The sequence below is a fragment of the Desulfosporosinus sp. FKA genome (genome assembly GCF_002196785.1).
GTDB classification, from domain to species: domain Bacteria; phylum Bacillota; class Desulfitobacteriia; order Desulfitobacteriales; family Desulfitobacteriaceae; genus Desulfosporosinus; species Desulfosporosinus acididurans.
Window position 1 is genome coordinate 86,252 of sequence record NZ_NAHZ01000030.1, and the last position, 14,230, is coordinate 100,481.

Below are 14,230 nucleotides of genomic sequence, written 5' to 3' on the forward strand. Positions count from 1 at the left end.
ATATAATTTCAGAGGTAGATTATTGTTATGATCTTTCGCAAGAAGATGGTGGTGCTTTTGCACCAATTAAAGATTACATTGGTCAACTCATCAAAAGAATTGGAGGCCTAATCATGAGCGTTATGAAAGAAGCCAAAAAAGCAGAAATTCAAATGCACTTGACTGAATTCGAAATGCCGCCTATGCAAGATGTTGTTATTGTTGGACGTAATGCACCTATAGGTCCAGAGGCATTGAAAAGGATGGTTGATGTTCTCAGTCCGGACCAATATAAGATCATCAGAGTTGATCATCCGGTCATTGAGGCTATAGTAGTACGAAATGCTCTCATGAATATGATCCCAGAAGAAAAATTAAGCAAGTTTATCTTAGAAGAGGGGGAAAAGATTGTTGATGAAAGCACGATTATAAAGGCACATGTCGATATAACTGTGCATGTCAGCAAATCTATCGACTTATGATAAATATTGAGCGTGTTGCGAATATTTATTCTAAAGAATTTTACGTAGTGGATGTTTTGGATGGAGTCACTAAGGTGCGGGCTTTATTTTTAGATAAGGACATTTCCTGTTGCCCTGTGATGAATGAAGGTAATTTAATCGGTATAATAACATACAAAGATTTATTAAGAACGCATCCTAATCGAATTATTGCAGATGTCGCATGTGAGGAGCCCGTTATTGTTTCCGCAGAAATGTCGCTTTGGCAAGCCAAGGAACTTTTTGAAGAAACCAAATCGGATGTTATCTTAGTAGAGGAGAAGGGATATTTATCAGGCATCCTATCCCGTACATTACTAGAAAAAAATTTAGGGCAGCATATTGATTTACTAACCGGCCTTTATAAAAGTGATTACATATATTATCACGGCGTACGACTCCTGAAAAATCAACAAGAAATCTGTATAGTATTTTTTGACGTTAATAACTTTGGAGTTATTGATAAAACCTACGGTCATACAGTAGGGGACATCATATTAACTGAGGTGAGCAAACTGTTACGTGCCAATATACCTTCTAATGCTTTTTTATGTCGCTTTGGCGGAGATGAATTCGCAGTTTTACTGTCTGCACACTTAGATGAAGGGACTGCCCTAGCCTATCGTTTAGCAGATATTATAGGCCGACATCGTTATGTTCGCGGGATTGAGATAAGTATTTCAGCAGGGGTAATCGGGGGACGGCGGCATGAAGAGCGAGCAAGTGACCCGTGGAATACTATGGAGCAATTGATGAATATTGCAAGCCTTAGGTCAACAGAAGCTAAAAAGAATAAAACGACGCTTTCAGTGGCAAGCATTGAAGACGATGAAATTGCCTAGCAAGGAATAAAAACTAAGAATTATCAGTGAATATTACAACAAAGGCAGTAAAAGGCAAAAAATTCTGGAAAGACCCTGGAGGTAATATTAATACCTAATAAATTGATTTATGGTTACAAGATGAGCTAGCAGGTTTTAGAATAACAAGATACCTAGAAAATGGTCATAGAGACTTCGAGGATGAAGTCTCTATGACCATTTTTTGGTCTATACTAGTCCCTAACCTATATTAGACAGCTTTCCCCTTACTTTTCGGGTAAGTTATGAGATGATTAGATTAAGGATTTCCTGACATGGAGGACCATGTCAGGGCATTCCAGAGTAATATCTCACTAATTTCTTAAGAAAAATCCCTTAATGCAAGAACTAATAAAATAAAGTGGAAAGGAGATAATTTTTACATTTCTAGAATTGTTTCTTGATAATGGGATTCGGGATATAGGGCATTTCAACTATTTGTTGCTAAATATTAACAATAAAAGGGAAATATGGTGAGATTACCAGTTGGTAAATAAGGAGGGAAGGAAATGATAGATAATTTTGCTGCGGTAGGATTGTTGCTTGCGTTTGCAATAGGTTTGCCTATCGTTGTCATGGCTGTTGTCCATCTATTGGCACCCCATAAGCCGCATAAGGAAAAGTTAACAACCTATGAATGCGGCAATGAGCCAATTGGCAGGGCGTGGATTGGATTCAAGAGCAACTACTTTCTTTATGCTATTGTCTTTACCGCCTTCGATGTAGAAACAATTTTTTTGTATCCTTGGGCATTGACGTTCCGTAAATTAGGAACCTTTGCTTTTGTTGAAATGTTTATCTTTATGACCATTCTCATAGTCGGTTTTTGGTACGCTTGGAAAGAAGGTGCATTGGAGTGGATGTGAAGAGAGAGAAAGAACTGCGTGATGCTGAGGCTGCGGCTGAGAAGAATATTCTGCTTACCAGTGTCGAGAAGTTTTTGAATTGGGGTCGAGTTCATTCCTTCTGGCCTTGCTCTTTCGGTCTGGCTTGTTGTGCTATTGAGATGGCATCATCGGGAGATCCTCGTTATGACTTATCACGTTTCGGCTATGAGGTGTTTCAGGCGTCACCGAGACAAGCAGATTTAATGATTGTGGCAGGAACTTTGACACGGAAAATGGCCCCTATTGCTCGTCGTATCTATGATCAAATGCCGGAGCCCAAATGGGTCATTGCCATGGGCAATTGTGCCTGCTCAGGGGGGCCGTTTGCAGATTCTTACGCTGTGGTGCCGGGGGCGGATAGTATTGTTCCGATCGATGTCTATATTCCTGGCTGCCCACCAAGACCGGAATCCTTGATGTTTGGGATGCTGCATCTTAAACAGAAAATACAAAATCCTGCTAAGGCGAGGTTAATTAAGCATGTTAAATGAAATTTTGCGAGTGCGAGTATCCGAATTGGCAGATAAGGTTACTGGACAAGTTGAAGAGAGCCTTGGCGTACTCGAATTAACTATTAATTATCCATATGTGCTGGAAGTTTTGACGTGTGTTAAGAATTTCCCGGATGTCCCGTGTGATTTTTTGCATGATCTAGCCGGAATGGATCTGGAGGATCACTTTGAGGTTGTCTACCAATTATCCAGCCTGCGCGGTCCACAGCGTTTACGTATTATAGCTACAGTTGAACGGGAAAATCCCGTGATTGACTCGGCTACTCCCCTTTGGAAGGGGGCAGACTTTTTAGAGCGTGAAGCCTTTGATATGTTCGGCATTCAATTCAGAGGGCATCCTAATTTGAAACGTATCTATATGTGGGACGATTTTGAAGGATATCCATTGCGCAAAGATTATGTTATAGACAGTCATGAACGACGTGCGATGATGCGAGTAAGAAAAGAAGGGGAATAGGTGGGGGAACAATGATGATTGATGGAACTCAAGAGTATTCTGTGAACATGGGCCCCCAACACCCAAGTACGCATGGTGTGTTTCGAATGGTGGTCCATTTGGATGGAGAAGTTGTTACTAATGTAGAACCTAAAATTGGATATCTCCATCGTGGCTTGGAAAAAATGGCGGAAAGTCGTACTTATAATCAGTTTGTTCCCTACACTGACCGTCTGGATTATCTGGCAGGTCCGCATAATAGTTTGGGTTACGTCCAGGCCGTTGAAAAATTGATGGGTATAGAAGTCCCCGAACGTGCAGAATACCTCCGCGTTATATTTGCGGAATTGGGGAGGGTTGCCAGTCACTTGTTTATGATTGCAAGTGGGTCTTTGGATATTTGTGGTTGGACTCCTTGGAGTTATTGTACCCGTGATCGCGAGCGTATTCTCGATTTATTTGAAATGACTGCGGGTAATCGTATGACTCTAAATTATTTCCGAATTGGTGGAGTCAGCCATGATGTTCCGGACGAATTTATGCCTGCACTTAAGAGTTTTCTCGATGACATGCCTGAAATGATTGAGGAGTATTATGGTATCTTTTTCGGTAATGAAATTGCGCAGTCACGCATGAAAAGTGTGGGTATTCTCCCGAAAGAATTGGCAGAAAATCTACTCATCACGGGAGCGAATCTACGAGCTTCCGGAGTACAGTATGATGTACGGAAAGCCGAACCTTATGGCATATACAATAGGTTTGATTTCAATGTCCCAGTGTTGTATGGCTGCGATACCTATGATCGACACTTTATTCGCCTTCTCGAGATTCAAGAGAGCAGGAAAATTCTTCAACAGGCCCTGAGAGACATCCCGGAAGGGCCTGTGGCGGCAAAGGTACCAAAGGTGATTAAACCACAAGTCGGCAAAGTTTATCATCGAGTTGAGAATCCAAAGGGAGAGATGGGTTGGTATATAGTCAGTAATGGGACGACGAAGCCAGCCCGGGTACGTATACGGACCGGAGCATTTGTTAACGTTCAAATGCTCCCAGCTATAGTGACCGGCTGGAAGATTCAAGACCTTGTGACTATTTTCGCTTCCATGGATCTTGTGTTAGGAGAAGTGGATAAATAGATATTTGCAATGAAGGGAGAAGAAGATGGACGCTTTAAACAATGTTTTTGTGAATATAGCGGCCTACATCCGTGGACTATTTGCGGATTCCCATTCTTTAAGTGCTGATTTAACGATTAATATTATAGTATTTCTCATGCTCTTTTTGATTATGGTAGTCGCTGCTTTATTTCTCAGTCTTGTTGAACGCAAATTTGCCCACTGGGTATCACAAAGATCAGGTCCCAATCGTCTCGGGCCACACGGATGGTTTCAATTTATTGCCGATGCGGTGAAAATGTTGGGTAAGGAAGATATTTACCCAGCTAATGTAGATCTTTTTCTTTTTAAGATTGCTCCAATGATGCTCGTAGGCATTACGTTAATGGCATTCGGTGTTATTCCCTTCGGTAAGGGAATGGTGGCCATTAATCTTGACTTAGGTATATTCTACTTTTTGGCAGTTTCCTCAATTTCAACGTTGGCACTTTTGATGGCCGGGTGGGCATCAAATAATAAATTTTCTCTACTCGGCGGATTCCGAGCTGTAGCTCAAATGATAAGTTATGAAATACCTTTGCTCTTTTCTTTGCTAGGCGTCATCATGATTACTCAGACCTTCAACCTTTCTTCGATTGTTGAGGCTCAGAAAACCATTCCCTTCATATTCCTGCAGCCGTTGGCCTTCTTAATTTATTTAATAGCCGGTATAGCCGAAACTAACAGGGCTCCGTTTGATCAAGTTCAAGGGGAGCAGGAGATTGTAGCCGGACCTTTTACGGAGTATTCCGGACTCAGGTGGGGGCTGTTTATGCTTGCTGAATACGGCAACGTGGTCGCAACATCTGCCATTGCAGTTTCGATGTTTTTGGGTGGCTGGTACGGCCCGGGATTTCTGCCTGGATGGTTGTGGTTTATTCTTAAAATCTGGCTCGTAATTTTCATAATGATGTGGGTCCGTTGGACCTTTGTCCGGATGAGAGTCGATCATCTTATGCATTTTGCATGGAAGATCTTGCTTCCTTTATCGCTGGCAAACATCTTTTTAACAGGTCTGGGTATTTATATTTACCAGCTATTCATTCCGCAGATAGGAGGGTGAAAAAGTGTTTGGTAATGGTTTAATAAAGGGCTTGCGCATTACGCTTAAACGCTTCTATGGACCTAATCTTACAGAGTATTATCCTGAAGTAAAGCCTAACCTTCCTCCCCGTACACGGAGTTCCATGGCTCTAGAACCTGAGAAGTGTATTTCTTGTGGGCTTTGTGTAAATATTTGTCCGAATCAAGTCATCAATCTAACGAGCGAAAAGGATGGAAACAATAAGAGAGTATTAAAGACTTACCATATGAACATTGGTCGCTGCCTTCTTTGTGGGTTATGTACGCAAAGCTGCCCGACTGGTGCTCTTAGACTCTCCCAAGAGTTTGAAAATGCGGTCTACCATCGTGAAGAATTACTATGGGACATGATTGCGCGGTCCAAGCGATCGAACAAGCCAAGTGGAAAGGAGGGGTAAACGTGGGCACTATCGTTTTCTTTATCTTTGCTATCTTGGCAATAGCTGCAGCTTCGGGGGTTGTCACTTCCAGGAATATCGTTCATAGCGCATTCTATCTGGCACTTTCCTTTTCGGGAGTAGCCGTGCTTTATGTCCTGATGAACGCAGATTTTCTCGCAGCTGTTCAATTGCTCGTTTATACCGGTGCCGTATCGATTATGGTCGTTTTTGCAGTGATGCTGACTCTGCGCGGAGAGGTCAGTGACAGTAATCCGGAGAACCGCAAATGGGGATGGGGAGCCTTTATTTCTGTACTGCTCTTCGCGGTGATCGCCCTAGTGGTTCTTACGAATTCGGACTGGCGTGTATTACCGTCGGCTTGGACCAGCGGCGGTTCAGCCGAGGATATGTCACTCCTGCTGCTTTCACAGTTTATGATTCCCTTTGAGGCTGCTGCGGTATTGCTGACTGTGGCTTTAGCCGGAGCTGTAATTTTGGCGAAGGGAGTGAAGGAAAACCAATGAATTTAGGTAATTTAAGTGTTGGACTTTCAACCTATCTTTTAGTAGGAGCGATGTTGTTTTGCCTTGGACTTTACGGCGTCTTTGCTAAGAGGAACATTATCGCCATACTCATGTCCCTTGAGCTGATGCTCAATGCAGTTAACATCAATTTTGTGGCCTTTAACCGGTTTCTATGGAATCAAAAAATTGATATTCACTACATCTTAACAGGAAATGTAGCTGCACTTTTCGTCATTGTGGTGGCTGCAGCAGAAATTGCAGTGGGCCTGGCCCTCGTGATTACAATTTATCGTAATCGTCATTCAACAAATGTTGATGAATTTAATTGGTTGAAGTGGTAAGAGAGACTATGGAGAAGGTAGGTGTTCAAGGAAATGCATGATCTCTTTCAGTGGGCATGGTTAATTCCCGCTTTGCCCTTCCTGTCGTTTCTACTCATCGCCTTTGTCACGAAACGATCCAAAGGACTGTCTTCCACGGTGTCAATCCTTGCGATCCTAACTGCATTGGGTTTAGCTATCGCAATTGGCTTAGGCATTATTCAGTCTGGGGCTGAACTAGTGGAACATCCGGTGATTGTCAGCGCGAACTGGCTAAATATTTGGGGGTTGAAGATCGATATTGGTACGGTTGTTGATCCTTTGAGTGGGATGATGTTGTTTGTCGTTGCCTTAGTGGCTTCTATGGTGCAGATCTATTCCTTAGGATACATGCAAGGAGATAAGGGTTGGTCACGTTACTATGCGTATCAGTCACTGTTCGCGTTCTCGATGCTGGGCATGGTACTAGCGACAAACTTGTTGCAGCTCTTCATTTTCTGGGAACTTGTTGGTCTTTGTTCCTATTTGTTGATTGGATTCTGGTATTTCAAAGTTTCGGCCCGTGAAGCTGCTAAGAAGGCCTTTATCACAACACGCGTTGGAGACTTTGGCTTGCTTCTCGGAATTTTATTCTTATATAACAAATTTGAAACTCTTGATTTTACAGCTTTGTCCGCTGCTTTGAGCACGAATCTGCAAAACGTTGCGGTGGTTGGGACTGTGGGTTATGTGACCGTTATGGCCTTCCTGATTTTTATGGGACCTATGGGAAAATCAGGACAGTTTCCCTTGCACGTTTGGCTGCCTGATGCCATGGAGGGGCCGACGCCGGTCAGTGCCCTGATCCATGCGGCAACCATGGTTGTTGCCGGGGTTTATCTGGTTGCTAAGATGTATTTCTTATTTGAGGCTTCACCCGTTGCGCTGCAATTTGTAGCCGGAATTGGTGCTTTTACAGCGATCTTTGCGGCTTCAATTGCCATTGCCCAGGATGATATTAAGAGAATCTTGGCGTATTCAACCTTAAGTCAATTAGGGTATATGGTCTTTGCTCTCGGAGTAGGCGCTTATTCAGCGTCGTTGTTTCATCTTATGACCCATGCTTTCTTCAAAGCCTTAATGTTCCTGGGTGCCGGTTCAGTCATCCATGCTCTGCATGAAAAGCAGAACATTTGGGACATGGGTGGATTGTGGAGGAAAATGCCGATTACCGGTACGACCTTCTTTATTGGCGTTTTAGCGATCTCAGGCGTTCCGCCGTTTGCTGGGTTCTGGTCAAAAGACGAGATTTTGGCGGGAGCTTTTCAAAATGGGCATCCGATTATTTATGCGGTTGGACTGTTTACCGCGTTTTTAACCGCTTTTTATATGAGCCGGCTGTTCTTTGTGGCTTTTATGGGACCGGAGAAACCGCAAAATCATCCCCATGAATCTCCTTTAAGCATGACCATCCCCCTCGTTATTCTGGCTTGCTTCAGTGCTATAGGTGGTTTGGCAGCATTGCCGGAACATAACTTTTCCTTCTTTATTCATTTTGGTGAATTTGAGCCTGAAGCTATGAACTGGGGATTGGCAGGAATTTCGGTTGTTGCCGGTCTGCTGGGAATTGGGTTTGCCTACTATATCTATGTCAAAGAAGCAATTAAGGCAGAGAGTATTGCAGCCCGCTTCCCGATCGTCTATAGAATTCTTAACAACAAATACTATATTGATGAAGTGTATCTCTGGTTGATTCATCACATCATGGATGGGCTCGGTAAAGTTCTTTATTTTATCGACATTTATATTGTTGATGGAATTATCAACGGGATCGCTTTATTGACACGTGGGAGTGCGAAGGTATTGCGCAGGACGGGCACGGGGCAGCTTCAAACGTATGCTATGGTTTTCTTTTTCGCAGTTGTTGTCATTTTCATGGCCTTCGCATTTGGGGAAGGTCAGCTTTCATCCCTTAACCCCTTAGCGATGCTAGGAGGTGTGAAATAATGTCATCTGCGCTGCCATCAGGGGGATCATTTTTACTCCCTTTCATTTTAGGTGCACCATTATTAGCTATGTTCGTTATCGTATTCATGCCTAAAGACGAAACAAAAATGATTAAAATTATTGCTGCGATGGGTACCTTCGTGGCCATGGCACTTTCACTTTTTGCGTTCTTCGCCTATGATCGGTCGTTAGGCGGAATGCAGTTTACCCTTACGATCCCTTGGGTTCCGGACCTTGGCGTTAATTTGGCCTTTGGCGTCGATGGGTTGAGTTTACCCATGCTTCTCTTAACAAATTTAATTGGGTTCTCATCAATCTATGCTTCTTGGAATATGGAGAATCGAGCCAAGGAATTCTTTGTCCTGCTGCTTATTCTTATTACCGGTGTCATGGGAACGTTTATTGCTCGTGACTTGTTCATCTTCTTCCTCTTTTACGAGATTGTGGTCATTCCGATCTATATCATGGTCATCATTTGGGGAAGTACCAAACGCGTTTCCAAGGAATACGCCGGGATGAAACTGACCATTTACCTCCTCATCGGATCAGCATTTTTACTCGTAGGGATGGTTGCTCTTTATTTAGCCGCTGCAAAACAAGGCAATCCGACCTTTATGTTTGATCAGTTGGCGGCGAGGCAAAATTTGTACAGCGCTCCATTCCAAAAGGCTGCGTTTGGGCTAATGCTTTTTGGTTTTGGATCACTGATTTCAATGTTTCCTTTCCACTCCTGGTCACCCGATGGATACGCCGGAGCTCCAACCGCTGTTAGCATGATTCACGCAGGGGTCTTAAAGAAAATCGGTGGTTACGGGTTAATCCGACTTGGTGTCTATGTCCTTCCTCTGGGCGCGAAATATTGGGCGCCTGTAATAGCAGCTCTGGCAATTGCCAACGTCCTCTATGCTGCCTTTATCGCTTTGGCTCAGAAGGATCTCAAATATGTTATTGGATATTCTTCAGTAAGCCATATGGGGTACGTACTGATCGCAATTGCTGCCTTAAATCCGACGTCGATCAATGGTGCAGTCGCTATGATGTTTGCCCATGGTGTGATGTCTGCTTTAATCTTCTCAATGATCGGGTTCATTTATGAGAAAACTCATACTCGTAATATCCCTGATTTAGGCGGATTAGCCCATCAAATGCCGCGCCTTGCTATTGGGTTTATTATTGGAGGTATGGCTTCTCTGGGGCTACCAAGTACAGTCAATTTTATCTCGGAATTTACCATTTTTATGGGAAGTATAAGAGTTCTTCCAGTACAAGCAATCCTGGGTATTGCCGGGATTATCTTTACGGCGGTTTATACGTTGAGAATCATTGCCAATGTTATGTTCGGACCACGCCGCCCGGAGTGGGATCAGCTTAAAGACATCCGCGGTCCTGAATTGGTTCCGTTAATTGTCTTGGGATTGGTCATTTTTGCCGCGGGAATTTTCCCGAACATCTTATTTGGCTTAGTTAATTCTGGTGTTACCTCCTCAGGCCTTCAGAAGGTTCTTGAGACGGTGAGTCAGGCGAAGATGGGGGGGCTGTTCTAATGGCAGATTTCAATATTGCTGCAGTACTCACACCCGAAGTTGCGCTTGCCGCACTGGCCTTGATTCTCTTGGCCATTGGCCTCCTGATTCCACCCAGTGCGCGAAAAGGCATGATGCCACTCACTGCTTTCTCGCTGATTGGCGTCCTCAGTTATACTCTTTACGACTTTTTCTATAACCCAAAAACATCATTTTTAAACGGTCTTTACTGGCATGATCAATTTGCGGTTTATTTTAAAATTCTTTTCTTAGCAGCGGCGTTGTTGGTTGTACTCTCGTCTGGAGGGTATATCCAGAAAATACCCAAATACCGTGGGGAATTTTACTCACTGATTCTAACGGCGACATTGGGTATGATGCTTATGGCTGGTGCCGGTGAATTCATCGCGATGTATATCGGCCTGGAATTAATGACGATATCGTTCTATATCCTCGTTGCCTACTTGTCTGATAATCCTCGCTCATCCGAAGCGGGTATTAAGTATCTCGTGCTGGGTGCGACATCATCAGCAATCTTGCTATATGGTATCAGCCTGATTTACGGGCTGACCGGATCGACTCAGCTTTCCGAGGTTGCCAGCGGAATCGGCGCAACACTTTCGCCTGCCTCATTTCTGGCGACGGTCTTTATTTTAGCGGGATTGGGCTTTAAGATTTCCCTTGTGCCTTTTCACCTCTGGGCTCCGGATATCTATGAAGGGGCACCAACACCCGTTACAGCCTTTTTGGCGATTGCTTCTAAGGCCGCTGCCTTTGCGGCTCTGATTCGAGTTTATCTCTTAACGATGAACAGTCAAGCCTTTTCAGCAACTGGTCAAACCTTGTTAGTTGTATTAGCTTCGCTCACGATGATTCTTGGTAACTTAATAGCAATTCCTCAAACCAATATTAAGCGGCTTCTTGCCTATTCGAGTGTTGCTCAAGCGGGATATTTAATGGTAGGCATCATCGCAGAGAGTGCCGCAGGAGTTAAAGGTGTTTTGTTCTATGCTATGATTTATGTCTTTGCAAATATGGGCGCGTTTGCGGTTGCAACTCATGTCTCTGAAAAACAAGGCAGTGATGAGATTAGGGACTTTGCCGCTTTGGCGAGACGCTCACCTTTGGCAGCAGTGGTTATGACAGCGTCCTTGCTGTCCTTAGCTGGGATTCCGCCTCTTGCGGGATTTGTGGGGAAGTTTTATCTTTTCTCAGCGGTTATGGGTAAAGGATATACTGCCATTGCCTACATCGGTTTTGTAATGAGCATGGTGTCTGTGTATTATTATCTTTTGGTCGTCAAAGTTATGTTCCTCGGCGAGGGAGAGGAATTGCCAGATGTTCCTGTTCACGGGGCTACAAAGTTCACTATGCTATTTTCTTTTATCATCACGATAGCGATTGGACTATATCCGACTCCGTTGGCTCAAATGGCAATTGCAGCGGCTCAAAGTTTAGTTCCATAATCATTGTAAAAGATAGCGAAATATCATTGTCGATTCAGTACTTAAATCATCGCTCGAACATGCAAATTGGTATGTTCAAGATTACAAGATGAGCTTGTATGTTCTGGAATAGGCGGCCCGGCTTTTAAGACTCAGGCACTTCGCAGTTGAAGTGCCTAAGTCTTTATTTATAGAATAGAAAAAACTCAAGTTCAAAACTCAGAGGGGTTCATTTAGATGGTTTATGGAGAACCTATAAAAACTGGATTATCCAGGTTTCTGCCTCATGCTTAGCATTCTAGAACTGAATTTTAAAGGAATTTCAATGTCATTTGTATAATTATATAAATTTATTTTAAACTTAATTTTATCTTGCATAAGTGGCCTCTTCCAATGGTAGGGAAGCTTGTATTTTACTAGTCAAATTTTATGTTTCAAGGAACTGGGGGTATCTTGCTCTTGGATAAGTTAAAACGGCAAAAGGATATAATCAGACATATTGCCCTGGAGCCATGGCTTTTTACATGTTCGAGTTTGGCCAAGAAACTTGGAGTTAACCTGATTACCATTCATCGAGATCTGGAAGATTTAAGGGATAATGGCTATATCTTTAAGCAGAACCAAGCAGGGGCTCACTATTTGGAGACGGGGGGATGGAACGGGGTGCCTCCGGTTAATAAAGCGACTCTCCGGCAAATGGAAATTTTACGACTTTTGACGGCAAACCCTAAAGGATTAACGCTTACCGAACTTTATCAGAGATTTAATCGGCAAGACGAAGAAGAGGTGAGCAGCAAGACCTTGGAACGAGCTGTAAAAGATTTGGAGAAGAGGAACCTCGTTAAGCGTGAAAGTGAAGCTTACATGGTCTATTCAGAGTCTATGCTTCTCCCTCTTCAGCTTTCAGAGAAGGAAAAGATTCTTCTCTTTGAGGCTTTACAACTGGAACGTGCCTTAGCTCCTATCTCTGAAGAAATGGAGTCTCTTGAAGCTAAACTCAAACTTCGCATAGGGGATACAACAAAGGCCCAGGAAACTTTATTTGTTCATGGCAGGACTCCCAGCCAGGATATTCACCGGAGTAAGTACTGTATGGAACTTGAGGATGCTGCACGATGCAGGAACAGCGTTACGATCCTTTATCGCAAAGGAGAGGAGCCTGCTCGTGAAATCAGACTAAATCCTTTGGGAATTGTCTATTACTGGGTATTGGACAATTGGTATCTCGTAGCGCAAGACGAAAAAAGTCAAAGGATAAAAACGTATCAAATCAACCGCATCTTGGATGTGGAGAGGCTTGAAGATAACTTTTCACCGGTGGAAGGATTTAGCTTGCAAAAATGGTTTCAGTACGCTTGGGGAGTTTATCGGGATCAGAATCCCAGATTTGTGAAGATTCGATTCTATGATTATTATTCAACGTTAAATCGAGTTAGAATGGAAGTTGCTCAACGCCAAACCTGTCAATTAATTGAGGAAGAGGGAAGTCTCTTGCTGGTTGATCAGGTTGAAGGGTTGGATGAATTGGCTGTATGGCTGCGCGGGTTCGGTGCAGCTGCAGAAGTACTTGAGCCCCTCGAACTTAGGGATAAGCTCAAGGATCAGTTTACTCAACTCTTGCATTTGTATGGAGGTAATTCGGATGGACATGATTGAACGTCTTGAGAAGATAATGGCTTTGATCGAGGCCCATCCGGAGGGACTAACGGGAAAAGCTCTATCGGAAGCCTGCGGCGTTCCTTGGGGGACTATGAAGCAAAATTTAAGGGCCTTGCTTTTTTCACCAGAGCATTCAATTCCCCTGTATACGGATCATGATGAGAGCAATGATGAGAGTGGAGAAGATTTGCTGAGTCCAGATGTTAAGTGGTTTATGAGAACAGCAGAGAAACGATTTACTCCGGTACACCTCAACGTTAGAGAAGCCTTAGGCGTTTTGAAAGCTTTAGAAGTTCTTCAGGAAGAAAACTTCTTAATTGAAAGTCTCAAACAGAAAATTCTATCGGGTTTCGATCTGGGTACTGATGAAGAGGCTTATCGCTATATTAAAGGGGATTATACTCCTTTAGAACCTATTAAGGGTGAAATTTTCGCCTCTATCGAGAACGCAGTTCAGACAAACCGAAAATTAAACATTATTTTTAAAGGCCGGTCTATAACCGTGGACCCTTTGGGGATTGTTTACTATTCTCGACTAAGAAAATGGTATTTTGTTGCGCGGCAGGGAGACACCATCAAAAATTATAATCTAAATAATATCATAGAGGTCAGTGAAACGGATCAAGTCTATACCTATCCGGAAGGCTTTTCCCTAAAGACCTGGTTTGGCCCCCGCTGGGGAGTGGAATATGGTGAGTTGATTCGGGTCAAAGTGCGATTTCTGAATCGTTCGCAAACTTTGGCCAAAGTGCGCAAAGACGTTGCCCACCGTAAGTGTAAGCTGATTCCTAAGGACGATGGCTCTTTAATTTTCGAAGATATGATCATCGGCACTAATGAATTTATTAACTGGATCCTTGGCTTCGGATCAGCGGCCGAGATTTTGGAGCCCAATGAACTGCGCAAATTAATTTTTGACCAGATTTGTGAGACATTAGAGAATTACTAAGCAACAATCTCGTGTCCTAGTCCTCTGGTACAA

15 protein-coding genes are annotated in these 14,230 nt (G+C 43.4%); all 15 read left to right on the plus strand.

Annotated elements, in window-relative coordinates; genetic code table 11:
- The first annotated feature begins 113 nt into the window (after nt 1-113).
- The 15 genes from B5771_RS14285 (at nt 114) to B5771_RS14355 (ending at nt 14,197) form a co-directional block, all read left to right on the plus strand.
- The gene (locus tag B5771_RS14285; RefSeq protein WP_172408281.1) at nt 114-461 is read left to right on the plus strand and encodes a hypothetical protein; all 348 of its coding nucleotides are present in this window, start codon (nt 114-116) and stop codon (nt 459-461) included.
- Nucleotides 458-1,321 carry a GGDEF domain-containing protein gene (locus tag B5771_RS14290; RefSeq protein ID WP_088188133.1) on the plus strand — a complete coding sequence of 288 codons (864 nt, stop codon included), beginning with the start codon at nt 458-460 and terminating at the stop codon, nt 1,319-1,321. The genes B5771_RS14285 and B5771_RS14290 overlap by 4 nt, the downstream gene beginning before the upstream one ends.
- Before the next feature lie 527 nt (nt 1,322-1,848).
- Complete coding sequence (locus B5771_RS14295; RefSeq protein ID WP_088188134.1) at nt 1,849-2,205, plus strand: NADH-quinone oxidoreductase subunit A; 357 nt, start codon at nt 1,849-1,851, stop codon at nt 2,203-2,205.
- Nucleotides 2,196-2,717: an NADH-quinone oxidoreductase subunit B gene (locus tag B5771_RS14300; protein ID WP_088188135.1), complete on the plus strand. Its 522-nt coding sequence runs from the start codon at nt 2,196-2,198 to the stop codon at nt 2,715-2,717. Before B5771_RS14295 ends, B5771_RS14300 begins: the two co-directional genes overlap by 10 nt.
- The gene (locus B5771_RS14305; protein ID WP_047810379.1) at nt 2,707-3,195 is read left to right on the plus strand and encodes an NADH-quinone oxidoreductase subunit C; all 489 of its coding nucleotides are present in this window, start codon (nt 2,707-2,709) and stop codon (nt 3,193-3,195) included. Before B5771_RS14300 ends, B5771_RS14305 begins: the two co-directional genes overlap by 11 nt.
- A gap of 11 nt (nt 3,196-3,206) precedes the next feature.
- Nucleotides 3,207-4,310, plus strand: coding sequence for an NADH-quinone oxidoreductase subunit D (locus tag B5771_RS14310; RefSeq protein ID WP_088188136.1), 1,104 nt, complete (start codon nt 3,207-3,209; stop codon nt 4,308-4,310).
- A gap of 25 nt (nt 4,311-4,335) precedes the next feature.
- On the plus strand, nt 4,336-5,391 hold the full coding sequence (nuoH, locus tag B5771_RS14315; protein ID WP_088188137.1) for an NADH-quinone oxidoreductase subunit NuoH: 1,056 nt from the start codon (nt 4,336-4,338) through the stop codon (nt 5,389-5,391).
- 4 nt (nt 5,392-5,395) lie between these two features.
- Entirely contained in the window at nt 5,396-5,809 is a 414-nt protein-coding gene (locus B5771_RS14320; protein WP_088188270.1) for an NADH-quinone oxidoreductase subunit I, read from the plus strand.
- Between the two features lie 2 nt (nt 5,810-5,811).
- Nucleotides 5,812-6,315, plus strand: coding sequence for an NADH-quinone oxidoreductase subunit J (locus tag B5771_RS14325; protein ID WP_242847151.1), 504 nt, complete (start codon nt 5,812-5,814; stop codon nt 6,313-6,315).
- Nucleotides 6,312-6,656 carry an NADH-quinone oxidoreductase subunit NuoK gene (nuoK, locus tag B5771_RS14330; protein ID WP_088188139.1) on the plus strand — a complete coding sequence of 115 codons (345 nt, stop codon included), beginning with the start codon at nt 6,312-6,314 and terminating at the stop codon, nt 6,654-6,656. Before B5771_RS14325 ends, nuoK begins: the two co-directional genes overlap by 4 nt.
- Nucleotides 6,657-6,677: 21 nt before the next feature.
- Complete coding sequence (nuoL, locus tag B5771_RS14335; protein WP_088188140.1) at nt 6,678-8,621, plus strand: NADH-quinone oxidoreductase subunit L; 1,944 nt, start codon at nt 6,678-6,680, stop codon at nt 8,619-8,621.
- Complete coding sequence (locus B5771_RS14340; RefSeq protein WP_047810385.1) at nt 8,621-10,165, plus strand: NADH-quinone oxidoreductase subunit M; 1,545 nt, start codon at nt 8,621-8,623, stop codon at nt 10,163-10,165. Before nuoL ends, B5771_RS14340 begins: the two co-directional genes overlap by 1 nt.
- Nucleotides 10,165-11,610 carry an NADH-quinone oxidoreductase subunit N gene (locus tag B5771_RS14345; RefSeq protein WP_088188141.1) on the plus strand — a complete coding sequence of 482 codons (1,446 nt, stop codon included), beginning with the start codon at nt 10,165-10,167 and terminating at the stop codon, nt 11,608-11,610. Before B5771_RS14340 ends, B5771_RS14345 begins: the two co-directional genes overlap by 1 nt.
- Nucleotides 11,611-12,048: 438 nt before the next feature.
- Entirely contained in the window at nt 12,049-13,245 is a 1,197-nt protein-coding gene (locus B5771_RS14350) for a WYL domain-containing protein (protein WP_088188271.1), read from the plus strand.
- A complete protein-coding gene (locus tag B5771_RS14355) occupies nt 13,232-14,197 on the plus strand; it encodes a WYL domain-containing protein (RefSeq protein ID WP_088188142.1) in 966 nt (321 codons plus the stop codon). The genes B5771_RS14350 and B5771_RS14355 overlap by 14 nt, the downstream gene beginning before the upstream one ends.
- The last annotated feature ends 33 nt before the right edge of the window (nt 14,198-14,230 follow it).